This window comes from Stenotrophomonas sp. YJH_SMC_43, from assembly GCF_059372535.1.
On record NZ_JCAFVQ010000004.1, the window covers coordinates 381238 to 398525 of the forward strand.

12 protein-coding genes and 1 pseudogene are annotated in these 17288 nt (G+C 67.7%); 9 read left to right on the forward strand and 4 right to left on the reverse strand.

Annotation, left to right across the window (positions count from 1 at the left end; all coding sequences use genetic code 11):
• Window positions 1-54: 54 nt before the first annotated feature.
• Complete coding sequence (locus tag AC5QAH_RS18710; protein WP_008265191.1) at window positions 55-510, reverse strand: MarR family winged helix-turn-helix transcriptional regulator; 456 nt, start codon at window positions 508-510, stop codon at window positions 55-57.
• Between the two features lie 597 nt (window positions 511-1107).
• Between AC5QAH_RS18710 and folE the strand changes: the two genes are divergently transcribed.
• From folE to AC5QAH_RS18730, 4 genes are all read left to right on the forward strand, one after another.
• Window positions 1108-1719, forward strand: coding sequence for a GTP cyclohydrolase I FolE (gene folE, locus AC5QAH_RS18715; protein ID WP_004141296.1), 612 nt, complete (start codon window positions 1108-1110; stop codon window positions 1717-1719).
• Window positions 1720-1831: 112 nt separating this feature from the next.
• A complete protein-coding gene (locus AC5QAH_RS18720; protein WP_010487509.1) occupies window positions 1832-3301 on the forward strand; it encodes a DUF3375 domain-containing protein in 1470 nt (489 codons plus the stop codon).
• The gene (locus AC5QAH_RS18725) at window positions 3288-3989 is read left to right on the forward strand and encodes a DUF4194 domain-containing protein (RefSeq protein ID WP_049412890.1); all 702 of its coding nucleotides are present in this window, start codon (window positions 3288-3290) and stop codon (window positions 3987-3989) included. Before AC5QAH_RS18720 ends, AC5QAH_RS18725 begins: the two co-directional genes overlap by 14 nt.
• Window positions 3990-4005: 16 nt before the next feature.
• Window positions 4006-7386 (forward strand): ATP-binding protein, encoded by a 3381-nt coding sequence (locus AC5QAH_RS18730; protein ID WP_495232492.1) that lies wholly within the window; start codon window positions 4006-4008, stop codon window positions 7384-7386.
• 105 nt (window positions 7387-7491) lie between these two features.
• On the opposite strand, the gene AC5QAH_RS18735 is transcribed toward AC5QAH_RS18730, so the two are convergent.
• Window positions 7492-8271, reverse strand: a complete 780-nt coding sequence (locus AC5QAH_RS18735) for a sulfite exporter TauE/SafE family protein (protein ID WP_049452707.1) — start codon at window positions 8269-8271, stop codon at window positions 7492-7494.
• 102 nt (window positions 8272-8373) lie between these two features.
• Here AC5QAH_RS18735 and AC5QAH_RS18740 point away from each other — a divergent pair, with 102 nt between their 5' ends.
• The gene (locus AC5QAH_RS18740; RefSeq protein WP_049452705.1) at window positions 8374-8766 is read left to right on the forward strand and encodes a YchJ family protein; all 393 of its coding nucleotides are present in this window, start codon (window positions 8374-8376) and stop codon (window positions 8764-8766) included.
• 3 nt (window positions 8767-8769) lie between these two features.
• Here the strand turns inward: AC5QAH_RS18740 and AC5QAH_RS18745 are convergent, their stop codons facing one another.
• Window positions 8770-10050, reverse strand: a complete 1281-nt coding sequence (locus tag AC5QAH_RS18745) for a GGDEF domain-containing protein (protein ID WP_049452704.1) — start codon at window positions 10048-10050, stop codon at window positions 8770-8772.
• 149 nt (window positions 10051-10199) lie between these two features.
• On the opposite strand from AC5QAH_RS18745, the gene egtB reads away from it, so the two are divergent.
• The 4 genes and pseudogenes from egtB (at window position 10200) to AC5QAH_RS18765 (ending at window position 15510) form a co-directional block, all read left to right on the forward strand.
• Window positions 10200-11471, forward strand: coding sequence for an ergothioneine biosynthesis protein EgtB (gene egtB / locus AC5QAH_RS18750; protein ID WP_341925698.1), 1272 nt, complete (start codon window positions 10200-10202; stop codon window positions 11469-11471).
• The gene (gene egtD, locus AC5QAH_RS18755) at window positions 11468-12442 is read left to right on the forward strand and encodes an L-histidine N(alpha)-methyltransferase (protein ID WP_495232493.1); all 975 of its coding nucleotides are present in this window, start codon (window positions 11468-11470) and stop codon (window positions 12440-12442) included. Before egtB ends, egtD begins: the two co-directional genes overlap by 4 nt.
• 162 nt (window positions 12443-12604) lie before the next feature.
• A pseudogene (locus AC5QAH_RS18760) lies at window positions 12605-14710 on the forward strand (lytic murein transglycosylase); the annotation flags it as partial.
• Between the two features lie 26 nt (window positions 14711-14736).
• Complete coding sequence (locus AC5QAH_RS18765; protein WP_043403041.1) at window positions 14737-15510, forward strand: DUF2628 domain-containing protein; 774 nt, start codon at window positions 14737-14739, stop codon at window positions 15508-15510.
• Between the two features lie 6 nt (window positions 15511-15516).
• On the opposite strand, the gene AC5QAH_RS18770 is transcribed toward AC5QAH_RS18765, so the two are convergent.
• Window positions 15517-16704 carry a benzoate/H(+) symporter BenE family transporter gene (locus tag AC5QAH_RS18770; protein ID WP_010487529.1) on the reverse strand — a complete coding sequence of 396 codons (1188 nt, stop codon included), beginning with the start codon at window positions 16702-16704 and terminating at the stop codon, window positions 15517-15519.
• Window positions 16705-17288: the final 584 nt, after the last annotated feature.

A 17288-nucleotide genomic window follows, 5' to 3' on the forward strand; every position in this document is an offset into this window, starting at 1 on the left:
GGGCAAAAGCCGCTGGCGTATGCACGGCAGCGGCGGTGTTCGGGGGCAGCGCTCTTACGTGATGCGGTCGGCGGCCTCGGCCAGCAGGCGCCAGGCCTTCAGCACGGCGTGCAGTTCATCCATGGAAAGCTCGCCGAACACGTCCTGGCGCAGGCCGATCAGCTGGTCTTCCAGCTCGCTGACCAGCGCCTGCCCGGCGTCGGTCAGCCACAGCAGGTTGGCGCGGCGGTCGCTGGCATCGCTTTCGCGGCGGACCAGGTCGCTGGCGCACAGCTTGTCCAGCAGGCGCACCAGGGAGGGCCCTTCCATGCCCAGCTGCTGGGCCAGTGCCACCTGGCGGATGCCACCGCCGGAGCGGCCGATCATCAACAGGGGCATGGTGCAGGCGGTGGAGATGCCGTAGCTGCCGAGCCGACTGTCGGCCAGGCGCTGCCACTGCCGCCCTGCGTACAGCAGGCCGGAGCTGAGCTGCATCTGCAGCACGGTGCGCTCGTCGAGGGGTCGGTCCATAAGAGATAGATAGGATACTACTAATTTCATTCCTATCAATGGTTTTTGCTGAATGGGTGGGTGGGTTGAGGAAAGCGTTGCGCCTGCCTGGTGCCGGGTGGGGCGGCGGGGGCCGGACGGGGCAGGACACGCCGTAAACCCGTCCCTGGGGGCTCGGCCGCGGCATCCATGCCGCGGACGGTCCTGCCCCGCCCGGCCCCCGCTGCCCGCCCAACACCCCGCGAGCGCGGTGGGTTGGCTCTTAGAAGCAAGAGCGGAAGCAGTGCGGACCAACGGTCCGCACCCACCAGGGCGGCGGCGGGCCGCCTCCGAGGCCATGAACCCCCGCTTTTGACCCCGCTTTCGGGCGGTCCGGCCGCGCCCGCAGGAAATTGTCGGAGAGGGGGAGGGGCAGGCCGGGCAGGACCGTCCACGGCATGGATGCCGTGGCCGAGCCTACAGGGACGTACTTGCGGCGTGTCCTGCCTGGCCTGCCCCTCCCCCTCTCGCTCAGCTGCAACGAGGCGCTGCAAGAGACCCCCGATGAACCGTCCCAACAGGACGACCCACCCCCCGGTCGGGTACGATGCTCGCCCCCCGTTCGGGACGCTGTACGCAATGAGCAAGAACAACGAAAAGGCCGCCCCGCAGGGCGACGTGACCCAGGACCAGGCCGAGGATGCCGTGCGCACCCTGCTGCGCTGGGCCGGTGAGGACCCGTCCCGTGAAGGCCTGCTGGATACCCCCCGCCGTGTCGCCGAAGCCTATGGCGACTGGTTCAGCGGTTACCGCGACGACCCGCGCGCCTACATGGAGCGGACCTTCGAGGAAGTGGCCGGCTACGACGAACTGATCGTCCTGCGGGACATCGAGTACGAAAGCCACTGCGAGCACCACATGGCGCCGATCATCGGCCGCGTGCACGTCGGCTACCTGCCGGCCGGCAAGGTGGTGGGCATCAGCAAGCTGGCCCGCGTCGTCGAAGCCTACGCCCGTCGTTTCCAGGTGCAGGAGAAAATGACCGCGCAGATCGCCCAGTGCATCCAGGATGTGCTGCAGCCGATCGGTGTCGGCGTGGTCGTCGAAGGCGCCCACGAGTGCATGACCACGCGCGGCATCCACAAGCGCGGCGTCAGCATGGTCACCTCCAAGATGCTGGGCAGCTTCCGCGACGACGCGCGCACCCGCGCCGAGTTCCTGCGCTTCATCGAAGTGGGCGGCAAGCGCTGAGCCGCTTGCCCGCACCGCGCCGGCCCCTGCAGGCCGGCATGCCCACGGCTGCCCCCGCGGCAGCCGTGCATGGCGGCTCGTCCCTGTCAGCCCTACAGACTTCTTTCGCTGCATGAAGCATCGCGAACGCATTGCCCGTTACCGCCACCTGCGCGAACAGCCCCAGTGGAAGCTGCTTGCCGCCGACCACGCCCCGGAAATCATCGGCCTGTTGCAGGGCCTGCTGATGGACGGCGAGCGCACGTTGCCTTCGTCGGTGCTCAACGAGCGCCTGCAGCGCGCGCTGGACCAGCTGGCCGGCGATGAACTCTCGCGCGAGCTGCCGCGTACCGCGCAGGCCTACATCGCGCACTGGCTGGCCCAGGGCTGGCTGGAACGCCGTTTGCCCGAAGGCGCCGACCAGGAGCAGTACGAGCTGTCCACCGCCGCACTGCAGGCGATCCGCTTCGCCGACGGCCTCGAGCAGGCCCGCGTGGCCGCCACCGAAAGCCGCCTGGCGCTGGTCATTGAGCAGCTCTCGGCGCTGGCTGCGCAGACCGAAGCCGATCCTGATGCGCGCCTGTCCGCGCTGCACGACGAGCGCGACCGCATCGATGCCGAAATCGCCCGGGTCGGCACTGGCCGCGTGGTTGCGCTGGACGGCAAGCGCGCGCTGGAACGCACCCGCCAGATCATCGGCCTGGCCGACGAGCTGACCGAGGACTTCCGCCGTGTGCGCGATGACTTCGAGCAGCTCAATCGCGATTTCCGCGAACGCATCATCGACGACGAGGGCGAGCGCGGCGATGTGTTGTCGCAGCTGTTCGAAGGTGTGGACGTCATCGGCGAGAGCGATGCCGGGCGCAGTTTCCAGGCGTTCTGGCGCCTGCTCAACGACGCCGAGCAGAGCGCCCAGCTCGATGCCGCGCTGGAAGCGGTGCTGGCGCGTGGCTTTGCGCGCCGCCTGGACCGCAACGAACGCAACTTCCTGCGCAGCTTCACCAGCACCATGCTCGAACGCGGTGGCCAGGTGCACGACGTGCTGCAGAACTTCGCGCGCAGCCTGCGCGGCTTCGTGCAGAGCCGTGGCTACCTGGAACAGCGTCGCCTCAACCAGCTGCTGAAGCAGGCGCAGTCCGAAGCACTGGCTCTGCGCGACGAATTCCCCGCACAGCGTGGCATCGGCCGTGACCTGCAGTTGACCACCAGCCGCCTGCGCTCGTGGTCGCAGTGGAGGCTGCACGATCCGCGCAGTGCCCAGGTCGATGGCAATGTCGAGTACAACGACGCCGCGGCCATCAGCCTGGAAAGCGTCGGTGATCTGGTCGCTTCGTCCGAAATCGATTTCCGTACCCTGCGCCGCGACCTGCACGACCTGCTCGATGCACAGCCGCGGCTCAGCATCGCCCAGGCCCTGTCGCAGCGCGAAGCGCCGCAGGGCCTCGGCAGTGTCATCGGCTACCTGTCGCTGGGCACGCGCTTCGGCAACGTGGTTGCCGGCGAGCAGGAGCTTGCGCAATGGCGTGGTGGCGACGGCCAGATCCGTCGCGCCCGCATCCCGCTGGTTTGGTTCACTCAGGAGAGACGCCATGAGCTGGCATGAAGATCCCATCGACGCACCGCAGGCCGACGTGGCGGAAGACGCCTACGAGGCCGAGCCGGTGGCGGCCATGGCGCAGCCCCGCCGTGGCAACGACGTGTATTACCTCGGCGATACCGGGCGCCTGCCGCTGGATGCACGCCGCGCGCTGTGCCAGCTGCTGATCGGCCCCAGCATCGACCAGCTGCGCCACGCCAAACTGTGGCCGGCGCTGATCCGCAGCGAGGCGGCCATCCGCTCGTCGCTGGCGGACCTGTTCCTGGAACTGGTGCTCGATCGTGACAGCGGCGTGGCGTTCACCCGCCAGGCCGATACCGAAGACGTCGATGCGCCGGTGCTGCTGCGCACCTCGCCGCTGACCTTCATCGACTCGGTGCTGCTGCTGTACCTTCGCCAGCAGCTGGCCGAGGCCGATGCGCGCGGCAACCGCGCGGTGGTCGCCGATGCCGAGATGGCCGAAGCGCTGGCCATCTACGAAAAGAACCTGTCCACCGACCGCGCCGGCTTCAACCGCCGTGTCGCTTCGGCGGTGCAGAAGATGAAGGACAACCACATCCTGACCCGCCTCAGCGGCCAGGAAGACCGCCACGAAGTCTCGCCGGCGCTGAAGCTGCTGTTCTCCGCCGAAGACGTGTCCCAGCTCTCGGCGGTCTACCGCCAGCTGCGCGAAACCCCGGCCGCCGAGGCCTGAGAGACCCGACCATCGCATGGCTATCTCCAAGCACACTCCCGCCCTGTTCAACGAAGGCCTGCCGGACCCGCGCCTGCAGCAGTTCCGCATGCGCCGCCTGCAGGTGCACAACTGGGGCACCTTCAACGGCCTGACCGAAGTGCCGATCGCCGAGCGCGGCTTCCTGTTCGTCGGCCGTTCCGGCTCGGGCAAGTCGACCCTGCTCGATGCCATGTCCGCGCTGCTGACGCCGCCGGCCATCGTTGACTTCAACGCCGCCGCGCGTGAAGCCGAGCGCAGTGGCCGCGACCGCAACCTGGTGTCCTACGTGCGTGGCGCGTGGGCCGACCAGCAGGACAGCGGTACCGGCGAAATCGCCACCCAGTACCTGCGCAAGGGCGCCACCTGGACCGCGCTGGTGCTGGAATACCGCGCCGGCGATGGCCGCGTGGTCAGCCTGGTGCGCCTGCTGTGGATCTCCGGCAACGGCACCTCGGCTGGCGATGTGCGCAAGCACTACATGATCGCCGAGCGCCCGTTCGACATCGCCAAGGATCTTGGTGGTTTCGACCTGGACCTGCGCAAGCTCAAGCAGAAGCTGTCCGACCTGCACCACTTCGACACCTTCTCCGGTTACGCCGAGCGCTTCCGCGACCTGCTCGGCATCGACAACGAGATGGCGCTGCGCCTGCTGCACAAGACGCAGTCGGCGAAGAACCTGGGCGACCTCAATGTCTTCCTGCGCGACTTCATGCTCGACACGCCGAAGACCTTCGACGCCGCCGAGCGCCTGGTCAGCGACTTCGCCGAGCTTGATGGCGCGCACCAGGCGGTGGTCACTGCCCGCCGCCAGGTGGAAACCCTGTTGCCGGCGCGCGCCTACTACAACGACCTGAAGGAAATGCATCGCCGGCGTGGCGACGACGAAGCGCTGAAGCTCGGTGTTGACAGCTTCCGCGAAAGCCGGCGCCAGGCGCTGATCGAGGCGCGCCTGCGCGAGATGGACGTGCGTGACCGCGGCCTGCTTGGCGAAGAAGCCCAGCGCCGTGCCGCACTGGACAACCACACCGAGCGCCTGGCCGAACTGGAGCTGCAGCGCCGCCAGCAGGGCGGTGAGCGCATCGAGGAACTGGAACGCGAGCAGGGTCGTGCCGAAGCTGAGCGCGACCGCCGCCAGGCCAAGCGCGAGCAGGCACGCCAGGCGGCGCAGCAGCTGCAGGCGGAACTGCCGGACGACGCCCACGGCTTCGCCGAGCTGGTCGAGCGCGCGCAGAACGAGCTGCAGGACCGCCAGCGTGCCTCTTCGGCGCTGGACGACGCGATCAGCGATCGCCTGGGTGGCAAGCGCGATGACGAGCGCCGCTTCGGCGAAGTCCGTGCGGAACTCGAAGCGATGCAGCGCACGCCGTCCAACATCCCTGCGCCGATGCAGAAGCTGCGCGCGCGCCTGGCCGAGGAAACGGGCATCGCCGAAGCAGCGCTGCCGTTCGTTGGCGAACTGATCCAGGTCCGCTCCGAAGAGCAGGGCTGGCAGGGTGCCATCGAGCGCGTGCTGGGCGGTTTCGCGCTGTCGCTGCTGGTCGATGACAAGCATTACAACGACGTCGCCGAGTGGGTGAACCGCACCCACCTGGGCATGCGCTTCACCTACTACCGCGTGCGCCGCAACGATGATGCGTTCGCGCGCGAGCCGTCGGCGAAGTCCCTGCTGCACAAGCTGGAACTGCGCGAGCACGTGTTCGAAAGCTGGCTGCGCCGTGAGCTTGGCAAGCGCTTCGACTACGAGTGCGTCGATGCCAAGCAGCTGCGCAACGTCGATCGCGGCATCACCCGCGAAGGCCAGGTCAAGCATCCGGGCGACCGCTTCGAGAAGGACGACCGCAGTGCCGTGGGTGACCGCCGTCGCTGGATTCTCGGCTTCAACAACCACGACAAGGTCGGCGCCTTCGAGCGTGAAGCACAGGAGCTGGCCAAGCGCATCGCCAGCTGCGAGACCGACATCGCGCGCCTGCGTGGCCAGCGTGATCGCGACAACGAACGCCGCCTGGCCTGCCACGAGCTGGTCAGCATCAGCTGGAACGAGATCGATATCGCCGCCCCGCAGCAGCGCCTCAGCGATATCGAAGCGACGCTGCGCGACCTGCGCGAAGGCAATGCCGACCTCGCCAAGCTGGCCAAGCAGATCGACGCGGTGCGCGCGGACATCGAACAGTCGCGCCGCACCTATGAAGACGTGCGTGTCGAGCGCGGCCAGCTGGTCAAGGAGCGCGATCGCCTTGACCGCGCACGCCAGCAGAGCCGTGCGCTGGTGCTGCCGAGCCTGGCCCAGGAGCAGGAAGCCGGCCTCGCCGAGCGCCTTCAGGAGCAGGGCCCGCTCAGTCTGGAAACGCTGGAAGCGCACATGCGCCAGGTCAGCAACGCGCTGAACGAGCAGCTGTCTTCCTCGCAGCAGGACCTCAACCGCATCGAGAACCAGCTGATCGGCTGCTTCCGTCGCTTCATCCAGCAGTGGCCGGAGGAATCGGGCGACTTCACCGTCTCGGTGGCCTCGGCCGAGGACTTCCTCGCGCGCCTCGAACGCCTGGAACGCGATGGCCTGCCGCAGCACGAAGAGCGCTTCTTCGATCTGCTGCAGAACCAGAGCAAGAACAACCTGCTGGCCCTGCAGCGGCACAGCGCCGAGGCCCGCAAGTCGATCGGCCAGCGCCTGGACGAAGTGAACGCCAGCCTGGAACAGGTGCCGTTCAACCGAGGCACGCTGCTGACCATCGAACTGAACGACCGACGCCTGCCGGAAGTCGGCGAGTTCCACCTGCAGCTGCGCGAAGTGCTGTCGCAGCAGCAGACCGAGCAGCGCGAGCTGGCCGAATCGCAGTTCACCGTGCTGCGCCAGCTGGTCAACCGCCTGGGCTCGCAGGAAGGCGAGGACAAGCGTTGGCGCGAGCTGGTGCTGGACGTGCGCATGCACGTGGAGTTCATCGGCGTCGAGCTGGATGCGGAAACGCGCCAGCAGGTCGAGATCTACCGCAGCGGCGCCGGCAAGTCCGGTGGCCAGCGCCAGAAGCTGGCCACGACCTGCCTGGCGGCCGCGCTGCGCTACCAGCTCGGTGGTGCCGACAGCCAGCTGCCCAGCTACGCCGCAGTGGTGCTCGACGAAGCCTTCGACAAGGCCGATAACGAGTTCACCGCGCTGGCGATGAACATCTTCGACAACTTCGGCTTCCAGATGGTGGTCGCCACCCCGCTGAAGTCGGTGATGACGCTGGAACCGTTCATCGGCGGCGCCTGCTTCGTCGAGATCAGCGGCCGCCACGACTCCGGCGTGCTGCTGATCGAGTACGACGAAGAAGGCAAGCGCCTGAAGCTGCCCGAGCGCAGCCGCCAGCAGGCCAACGAACCGGAAGAAGCCGAGGCCTGAGCGCCTCGGGCAATCCACCTGTAGGGCCGAGCCATGCTCGGCTGCTCTTCGCGACCTGAAACAATGTGCCAACGAAGGTTGGCACCTGCCATTTCATAACGTCCCTCACGCACCGCGGAACGTATCCCACGCCATCCGCGCGATCAGCACCACCACCAGCCCCACGAACAGCTTGCGGATGAACGGCGTGCCGCCCTTCAGCGCCAGTCGCGTGCCCACCACCGAACCGATGATGTTGGCCGCTGCCATCGGCAGCGCGAATAGCCACAGGATGTTGCCGGTCGGCACAAAGAACGAGATCGCCGCCACATTCGTCGCCAGGTTCACCACCTTCGATGCCGCTGACGCGCGCAGGAAATCCAGCCCGAAGAAGCGCACGAACAGGAAGATCAGGAAGCTGCCGGTGCCCGGCCCGAAGAAGCCGTCGTAGAACCCGATCGCCGCACCGATCGCCAGCGCGATCGCCAGCTCGCGGCGACCGATCTCCTGCGGGCGGTGCAGCGCGCCGAAGTCCTTCTTCCACAGTGTGTAGCCCAGCATCGCGATCAGCAGCACCAGCACCAGTGGGCGCACCGCGTCCTTGGGCAGCAGGCTTACCGCCGTGGCCCCGGCGAAGGAGAAGATGAAGGCCGTACCGGCCGCGAACAGCACCGGCTTCCACGGGAAGCGCACATTGCGCGCATAGCGCCAGGCCGCCGCACCGGTACCGAACATCGAACTGAACTTGTTGGTACCAAACAGCATCGCCGGCGTTTGCTGCGGCAGCACCGTGAACAGTCCAGGCAGCTGCACCAGGCCACCGCCACCCACGGCGGCATCCACAAGACCGGCGATGAAGGCGATCACCACCAGCCACCACAACTCGGGGGGAACCAGTTCCAGCACGGCGATCAATCAAGGTGGGGGCGCGACAGCATACGCCTGTCCTGTACCCGGCGACCTGTGCCGTGCGTGGATCAATCCGCGCAACCCGGCGACAATGCTGATATGAGCCGAAAACCTGCCGATCCCTGTCCCTGCGGCCTGCCCGCCGACTATGCCGCCTGCTGCGGCCGCTACCACGCCGGTGAAGCCGCGCCGGATGCCGAGCGCTTGATGCGTTCGCGCTACAGCGCCTATGTGCGGGGCGTGGCCGACTACCTGCGCCAGAGCTGGCACCCGGACACGCGTCCGGCCGAGTTGTCGCTGGATGATGCGCCCGGTCAGCGTACGCATTGGCTGGGCCTGACCGTGCACGAGCACACCGTCACCGGCGCCGACAGCGCTGAGGTCCGGTTCACCGCGCGCTACCGGGTGGGCGGCGGCAGCGCGGTGAAGATGACCGAGCACAGCCGCTTCCTGCGCATCGAAGGCCGCTGGTATTACCTCGACGCGCTCTGAGCCTCAGCCACCGCGTACTGCCAGCACGCCCTGCCCGGCATAGGCGCGCACCTGGTTGCGGCCGCCGTCCTTGGCGACGTACAGCGCCTGGTCGGCAGCCTTGACCACGGCCGTCGGCCGCGGACCGACGCGGGTGTCGGCCAGACCGATGCTTACCGTTACCTGCACTACCTGTCCGCTGCCGCCGCGCCCGCGCTGCTGGCGCCCGGCGTCATCGTCGCGGCTGCGGGTGCTGCGGTCACGCAGCTGCATGCGCGTGTCCTCGATGCTCTGCCGCAAGGCTTCCACGGCATCGACACAGGCCATTGCCGGGCGGTCCAGGAACACCACCGCGAACTCCTCGCCGCCATAGCGGAACGCACGTCCACCATCACCGACCCGCGCCAGCCGCGAGGCCACCAGGCGCAGCACGTCGTCGCCGGTGTCGTGGCCGTGGGTATCGTTGAACGATTTGAAGTGGTCCACGTCCACCATCGCGATGCTGTAGGTGCCGCGTGCCCGCTGCAGGGTCTCGTTGAACGCGCGGCGCCCGGGCAGGCCGGTCAGCTCATCGCGGAAGGCCATGTGGAAGGACTCCTGCAGCATCGCACCCAGCATCAGCAGCAGGGCAGCGCTGCTCAGCGCTGGCAGCAGCACCGGCTGCAGGAATACCCGTGGCAGCATCCACCACAGGCACAGCAGGGCCAGCAGCATCGCCGTGTGCAGCGGCCGCGGATGCCGCCAGGCCTGCCAGCCCAGCGCCGCCGTGGCCAGCAGGAACAGCAGCGCCGGCAGCTGCGCCAGCGCGTTCCAGTCGGCCGGGATCCACGCCCAGTGACGGTTCGACAGCAGATCGTGCATGCCGCGCGGCTGCTGCGTGGCCAGCAGCAGGAAGATCAGCAATGCCGTACCGCTGGCGACGGAGCGCAACAGCAGGTCGTGGCGGCGACGCCCGCGCTCCGGCCACAACGACAGGCCGGCGAACAGCAATGGCAGCCACGCCGAGATGGCATGGAAGCGCAGGGGTGTCAGCGCGCCGACATGGCCGCTGCGCAGGTAGCCGCCCACGTCCTGGTGCAGCAGCGCGAACATGACCGCCACCACCAGCAGCAGGCAGAGCGGACGTACCTGGTGGTAGAGCAGGGCCAGGCCGGCACCGAGGCAGGCCAGCAGCCAGGGCAGGATGCGCTGCGCCGGGCTGGCCACGTCTGCGGTATCCAATGCGGTCCATACCACTACGGCAACCAGCAGGACGGGCAGCACGAACAGGTAGTGCGCAGGCTGGCGGAGCGGATGCAGGGGCAAGCAGGAATTCCAGCGCGGTGACGACGCGGCGCAGCATTGCCGTTAGCGGCGTTCGGGGTGGCTTCTTGAATGCGGCAGGCTCATCCATGTGAACGAAGTGACGCTGAACCATGACATTGCACTCACCGTCCAGCGCCGATGCTGCCCACATGGACAGCGTACCCGCCGCCGTCGCTGCCCCGCAGCACGATCTCGCCCACCAGTTCGCACGGGTGCGTGCGCGCAGCATGCAACTGGCCGCGCCGCTCAGCGCCGAGGACGCCATGCTGCAGAGCATGGCCGATGCCAGCCCGAGCAAATGGCACCTGGCCCACACCACCTGGTTCTTCGAACGCTTCGTGCTGGCGGGTTTCACCGCTGCACCGGCGCATGACCCGGCCTGGGATTACCTGTTCAACAGCTACTACAAGAGCATCGGGCCGGCGCATGCCCGGCCGCAGCGTGGGCTGCTGTCGCGGCCATCGCTGCAGCAGGTGCGCGACTACCGCCAGCAGGTCGATGCACAGGTGCAATCGCGGCTGGCGGCAGGCGACCTTGATGAGCAGGCACTGCAGCATCTGCAGTTGGGCCTGCAGCACGAACAGCAGCACCAGGAACTGCTGCTCACCGACATCAAGCATGCGTTCTGGTGCAACCCGTTGCAGCCCGCCTACCGCGAGGACCTGCAGCCTGCCGCCAGCGCTGCCAGTGCGCAGGGCTGGATCGAATCACCCGAGCGCATCGTCACCGTCGGTGCCGCAGCCTGGCCGCAGCACGCCGCCTTCGCCTACGACAACGAATCGCCGGCGCATCGCGTGCTGCTCCCCGCGCATGCGCTCGCTGAGCGTCCCGTCAGCAATGCCGAGTACCGCGCCTTCATCGACGCCGGCGGCTACCGCGAGCCGCGCTGGTGGCTCAGTGAAGGCTGGGCAATGCGTGAAGCCGAGGACTGGCGGCATCCGCTGTACTGGGATGACGCCCTGCAGCGCGAGTACACCCTGGGCGGTTGGCGCGGACTGGATCCGCACGCGCCGGTCTGCCACCTCAGCTACTACGAGGCCGACGCCTTCGCCCGCTGGGCCGGCGCGCGCCTGCCCAGCGAGTTCGAGTGGGAGGCCGCTGCCGCGTTGCAGCCGCTGCGCGGCCATTTCGCCGATGATGATCGGCTGCACCCGCAGGCAGCGCAGGGCCGTGGACTGCGGCAGCTGTTCGGCGATGTATGGGAATGGACCCACAGCGCGTATGGCGCCTACCCGGGCTTCCGCCCCTTCGCCGGCAACCTCGGTGAATACAACGGCAAGTTCATGTGCGGGCAATGGGTACTGCGCGGCGGCAGCTGCGTGACGCCCCGCGGCCATGTGCGCGCCAGCTACCGCAACTTCTTCATGCCACCGGCGCGCTGGCAGTTCTCCGGGCTGCGTCTGGCCAGGGACCTCGCATGAGTACGGTGCAGGATGCGCTGCAGGCGTTGACCGATCTCACCCCCGGCCGCCAGCAGGTCCTCACCGACGTGGTGGCCGGGTTGTCGCGCACGCCCCGCCAGCTGCCGTCCAAATACTTCTACGATGCACGCGGCTCGCGCCTGTTCGAGCAGATCACGCAGACCCCCGAGTACTACCCCACGCGCACCGAGCTGGCCCTGCTGGCGCGCGTGCTGCCGGACATCGCCCGCACCGCTGGCCCGCGCCTGCACGTGGTGGAGCTGGGCAGCGGCAGCGGACGCAAGACCGCGCTGCTGCTGGCCGCGCTGCAGAACCCCGTGGCCTACACCCCGATCGAGATCTCGCGCGCCGCGCTGCTGTCCAGCATCGACCATCTGGCACCGGCGCTGCCCGAGGTGGAGATGCTGCCGGTCTGTGCCGACTTCACCCATCCCGTGGCCGTGCCCCTGCCCGAACGCGAGCCCGCGCGACGACTGCTGTTCTTCCCCGGTTCCACGCTGGGCAACTTTGAAGGCGAAGACGCCGTCGCCCTGCTGCGGGCGATGCGCCAGACGATGGGGCGCGACGGCCTGGCCCTGGTCGGGATCGATCTGCACAAGGACCCGGCCCTGATCGAGGCGGCCTACAACGACGCGCAGGGCCTCACCGCCGCATTCACCCTCAACCTGCTGGCGCGCCTCAACCGCGAGATCGGCAGCGACTTCGATCTCGATGGCTTCCGTCATCGTGCCCGCTACAGCGTCGCGCGGCTGCGCATCGAGACCGATCTGGTCAGCCAGCGGGCACAGGACGTCCATCTGGATGGCCGCACCTTCCATTTCGAGGCCAACGAACCGATCCGCGTCGAATACAGCCACAAGTACACCGACGACAGCTTCGAAGCGCTGCTGCAGCCCGCTGGCCTGCAGGTCATGCAGCGCTGGGATGCTGAAGGCCCGGCCTATGGCCTGCGCCTGTTGCGCGGCATATAGGCGCCGGCAGCCGGCGCCGCTTCAGGTTCGATGGCGACGCTCCGCCTAAGATGGCCCTGCAACGGCAACACGGAGGACGCCATGCCCATTCTGACCACGCTCGGCCTGGCGGCCGCTCTTGCCTCGGCACCGACAGCGCCTGCCGCGCCTGCCGCCGGCATCGATCCGGCGTTCAGCCGCTGCCTGTCGGGCCTGCAGGCCACTGCTGCGACACAAGGCATCAGTCCCGACCGCTTCAATGAGATCACCGCCGGCGTCTCGCCCGACCCCAGCGTGCTCGGCCTGCTCGACGCACAGCCCGAATTCACCACGCCGATCTGGGACTACCTGGCCGCGTTGGTCGATCGCCAGCGCGTGGACGATGGGCGCGCCCTGCTGCAGCAGCACCGCGACCTGCTCGATCGCGTGTCGGCGCAGTACGGCGTCGATCCGGCCACCATCGTCGCGGTCTGGGGCGTGGAGAGCGACTACGGCCGCGTGTTCGGCAAGCGCCCGCTGCTGCAGTCATTGGCTACGCTGTCCTGTGCCGGCCGCCGCCAGCCCTTCTTCCGCGGTGAGCTGCTGGCCCTGCTCAAGCTGATCGACCGCGGCGACCTGCAGGCGCAGGGGCTTACCGGTTCCTGGGCCGGTGCCTTCGGGCACACGCAGTTCATGCCCAGCACCTATGCACGCATCGCCGTGGATGGTGATGGCGATGGCCGCCGCGACCTGGTCGGCAGCATTCCCGATGCACTGGCCTCCACCGCCAACTACCTCAAGCGCGCCGGCTGGCGCAGCGGCGAGCCGTGGGGCATGGAAGTGCGGATCCCGGCGGGTTTCAATGCCGGCCAGGCGGGGCGTACCCAACGTCGGGCCCTGGCTGACTGGCGCGCGCAGGGCGTGACCGCGCTGGATGGGAGCGTGCTGGCCCCGGCCAATCTCCCGGCCGATGCGCGTGCCGCCCTGCTGTTGCCGGCCGGCAGCAAGGGCCCGGCGCTGCTGGTGTTCCGCAACTACGACGCGATCTACAGCTACAACGCCGCCGAAAGCTACGCGCTGGCGATCGCCACGCTGGCCGACCAGCTGCGTGGCGGTACCGGGCTGGCCACCGCCTGGCCGACCGACGATCCCGGCATCGGCCGTGATGAGCGCCGCCAGCTGCAGACGCTGCTGCTGGCCCGCGGCCACGATATCGGCACCGCCGACGGCATGATCGGTACGGCCACGCGTCGCGCTATCCAGGTCGAGCAGCAGCGCCTGGGCTGGGCCAACGCAGATGGGCGCGCGGGACAGCGTATCCTTCGCACTCTGCAGAACGCGCCGCGCACTGCACCGGTGCCCACGCGTTTCATGCTTCCCAGCAACTACAGTGCCGTGCAATCGCCGGCCATACGGAGTCGATCCCACGTGCAGCAGATCCAGGGTGTACGCAGCGGGCAGTACCAGGGGCTCGATGCCTGGCTGGTGGAAACCGGCGACGCCAGCGCGGCCATCAGTGTGTTTGGCGGCCAGCTGCTTTCCTTCGTGCCCAAGGGCCAGCCGGATCTGATGTGGCTGTCCCCCCGGCGCGCCGAACTGCCCACGCCGATCCGCGGAGGCAGCCCCGTCTGCTGGCCGTACTTCGGCCGCCAAGGCCAGGGCAACGACGTGCCCGCCCACGGTTTCGTCCGTACCGTGCCGTGGGAACTGCAACAGGCCCGTCGCTTGGACGACGGCAGCATCGAGCTCACGCTGGCACCCCCGGTGCTGCAGAGCCTGGACCTGCGATTGAGGATGACTGTGCGTGTAGGCCGCCAGTTGACCCAGCGACTGATCACCGAGAACGTCGGCAGTTCCCCTGCCAGCATCACCCAGGCGCTGCACAACTATTTCCGCGTGGGTGATGCCAGCGCGGTGGATGTGGACGGCGTGGACGGACTGGACTATCTGGACAAGTTCGAGAACTATGCGACGCCGCGTCGGCAGCAGGGCGCCTGGACGTTGCGCGATCCCCGTGATCCCGGGCGCAGCGACCGCATCTACACGCAGGCCAAGGGTCACTATGTCCTGCGTGATCCGGTGCTGAAACGCCGCATCGACATCCGTACGGAAGGAAGCCGCTCGCTGGTGGCGTGGAATCCCGGTGCCGAGGCTGCAGCGAAGATGGCAGATGTGGGTGAGGGCTGGCGCGACTACGTCTGCCTGGAAGCGGCCAACGCCGGACCCGACGTGGTGACCCTGCCGCCGGGTGGCAGCCATGTGCTGTCACAGACATTGTCCGCGGCACCGTGGACACCGGTAACCCGGTAACGAATCAACGCAGCAAGGATGTTTTCATGCAGGACGCACAGTGGTGGTACGCCAACAGCAGGCAGAGCGAAGGACCGGTGGACCTGGCCGCCCTGCGTCGCCTGCAGCAGGATGGCACGGTGACGGCACGCACGCTGCTGTGGCGCGAAGGCATGCCCTCGTGGCGCCCCTTGGCGGAGCTGGAACAGGATTCAACGCCCATCGAGATGGCGCCGGCTCCGGATATCGACACAGCCCCACCGGTTGAGGTCGTTGCGCCAAGTGTCGGCGATCCGTCCGATCCGTATCGAGCCCCCGCCGCTGCACCGGATACGGCTGCCGCCGCGGGGCTGGAGGGCGAGATGGCCTTGTACGCCAGCGTGGTCGGCGGCAACTTCCCGATCTATCGCCAGCGCTGGCGGCTGGATCAGGGCATTGCCACCGCCAGTGGAACCTGGCACTGGCCGGCCTTCCTGCTCGGCCCGATCTGGATGATGTACCGCAGGATGTACCGCCTGGCGGCAATGTGGGTCGGCCTGCTGCTGCTGATCAGCGTGGTGGAGACCTTGCTGGATGTGCCCGAAGGCGTGTCGCTGGTCATCACCATCGCGCTCAGCGTCACCACCGGCACCTTTGGCAACACCTGGTACCTGGCACACTGCCAACGCCTGATCGCCCAAGCCCGTGCCGTCAGCGGCGGCGATGACGCACGGCTGCGCAGCGAGCTGACCGCACGCGGCGGCACCAGCGTGGTCGCCACACTGGCCGCCATCGTCATCTCGGTGGTGTTGAGCACCGTCGGCGCCGCACTGGCGGGGTAGGACAGGTCAGCGGCCCTGACGGGGCCGCAGCACCAGCAGGCACAGCGCACCGGCCACCAGGCCCCAGAACGCCGAGCCGATGCCGGCCAGTGAAACGCCCGAGGCGGTGACCAGGAAGGTGACCAGTGCCGCCTCGCGGTCCCGCTCCACCGCCAGCGCACTGGCCAGGCTGTTGGCGATGGTGCCGAACAGCGCAATACCGGCCACGCAGGCCACCAGCTCCTTCGGGAACGCAGCGAACAGCGCGGCCACGGTGGCACCGAATAGTCCGATGACGATGTAGAAGGCACCTGCCGCCATGGCGGCGGTATAGCGTCGTGCCGGGTCCTCATGCGCATCGCGACCCATGCAGATCGCCGCGGTGATTGCCGCCAGGTTCAGCGCGTACGCCCCGAATGGTGCCAGCAGCGTATTGACCACACCGATCCAGCCGATCAGCGGCGACACCGGGGCGTCGTAGCCGGAGGCCCGCATCACCGCCACGCCCGGAATGTTCTGCGAGGCCATGGTGACCACGAACAGGGGCAGGGCGATGCCGGCCACCGCCGTCCAGGACAAGGATGGGGTCACCCATTGCGGTACCGCCAGTTGCAGCTGTACCTGCTGTGCGTGCAGCAGGCCACGGCTGGCCGCGACCGCGATGCCGACCAGCAGGGTGGCGATGACCGCATAGCGCGGGAACAGGCGGCGTCCGGCCAGCCAGGTGGCAAACATCGCCAGCGCCAGCACCAGCTGGGTGTTCATGGCCACGAACACGTCCAGACCGAAGCGCAGCAGGACGCCGGCCAGCATGCCGGCGGCCAGCGCCATCGGCACCCGCTGCATCAATCGGGCGAAGATGCCGGAGAAGCCTGCCAGCATGCCCAGCACCGCGGCGAGCAGGAATGCACCGGTGGCTTCAGCGAGCGAGGCGCCACCGGCACCGACCACCAGCATTGCCGCGCCCGGTGTCGACCACGCGGTCACCACCGGCACGCGATAGCGCAGCGACAGCCCGATGCAGGTGACACCCATGCCCAGTCCCAGTGCCCACATCCATGAGGCGATCTGTGCCTGGTTGGCACCGACGGCTTGTGCAGCCTGGAACACGATGACGGCCGAACTGGCGAAGCCAACCAGCACAGTAATGAAGCCGGCAACGAGGGCCGGTACTGAAAGGTCGCGCCACCATGCTTGCCGCACCTGCATGTTCATTGCCGTCTCTCCTGTGTGCATCCATGCATTGATAGCGGTTGCGGCGTTGACCGCGCAACGCGCGGGCAACGCCGCAGCGATCTTCGAGCGTACGCCATGCCTGATGTCGCGGTGCTTCTGTCATCACCATGCAAAAAAGCGCTTGACGAAATCTGCAGGATCTCTAGAATTCGCTCCCTTGCTGCAGCGCACCGCTTCTTCGGAAACGGCACGCAAACAGCAACGCCACCACCGACGAACGAGATGATCGAACGAAGGTGTTGACGGACTCGAAAAGTCCGGCATAATAGGCGGCTCGCAACGACGAAAGACCATCGGGTCCAACGACGAAGCAGCATCGGCAACAACGTCCACCCCGGTGAGACGGCCTTGAAAAAAGGTGTTGACGAAACGGAAAAGCCGGCTATAATGGGCGGCTCGCTACGAAGGAAACTTCGCAGCATACGGGAACGGCGCTGAGGCCACTTCCCCGGATCTTTGAAAGTATGCGCAGGTATCTTGTGAAGGCGCCTGCAGGAAGGATGATTGTCCATCTTGCAGACGTTTGATCAAGCAACTATTAATTGTTTTAAAGCAAGCGATAC

Bases quoted from the DNA above. Each gene is read 5' to 3' on its own strand.
- AC5QAH_RS18710 (WP_008265191.1), bottom strand. From the start codon at position 510: ATGGACCGACCCCTCGACGAGCGCACCGTGCTGCAGATGCAGCTCAGC.
- folE (WP_004141296.1), top strand. From the start codon at position 1,108: ATGAGCAAGAACAACGAAAAGGCCGCCCCGCAGGGCGACGTGACCCAG.
- AC5QAH_RS18720 (WP_010487509.1), top strand. From the start codon at position 1,832: ATGAAGCATCGCGAACGCATTGCCCGTTACCGCCACCTGCGCGAACAG.
- AC5QAH_RS18725 (WP_049412890.1), top strand. From the start codon at position 3,288: ATGAGCTGGCATGAAGATCCCATCGACGCACCGCAGGCCGACGTGGCG.
- AC5QAH_RS18730 (WP_495232492.1), top strand. From the start codon at position 4,006: ATGGCTATCTCCAAGCACACTCCCGCCCTGTTCAACGAAGGCCTGCCG.
- AC5QAH_RS18740 (WP_049452705.1), top strand. From the start codon at position 8,374: ATGAGCCGAAAACCTGCCGATCCCTGTCCCTGCGGCCTGCCCGCCGAC.
- egtB (WP_341925698.1), top strand. From the start codon at position 10,200: ATGGACAGCGTACCCGCCGCCGTCGCTGCCCCGCAGCACGATCTCGCC.
- egtD (WP_495232493.1), top strand. From the start codon at position 11,468: ATGAGTACGGTGCAGGATGCGCTGCAGGCGTTGACCGATCTCACCCCC.
- AC5QAH_RS18765 (WP_043403041.1), top strand. From the start codon at position 14,737: ATGCAGGACGCACAGTGGTGGTACGCCAACAGCAGGCAGAGCGAAGGA.
- AC5QAH_RS18770 (WP_010487529.1), bottom strand. From the start codon at position 16,704: ATGAACATGCAGGTGCGGCAAGCATGGTGGCGCGACCTTTCAGTACCG.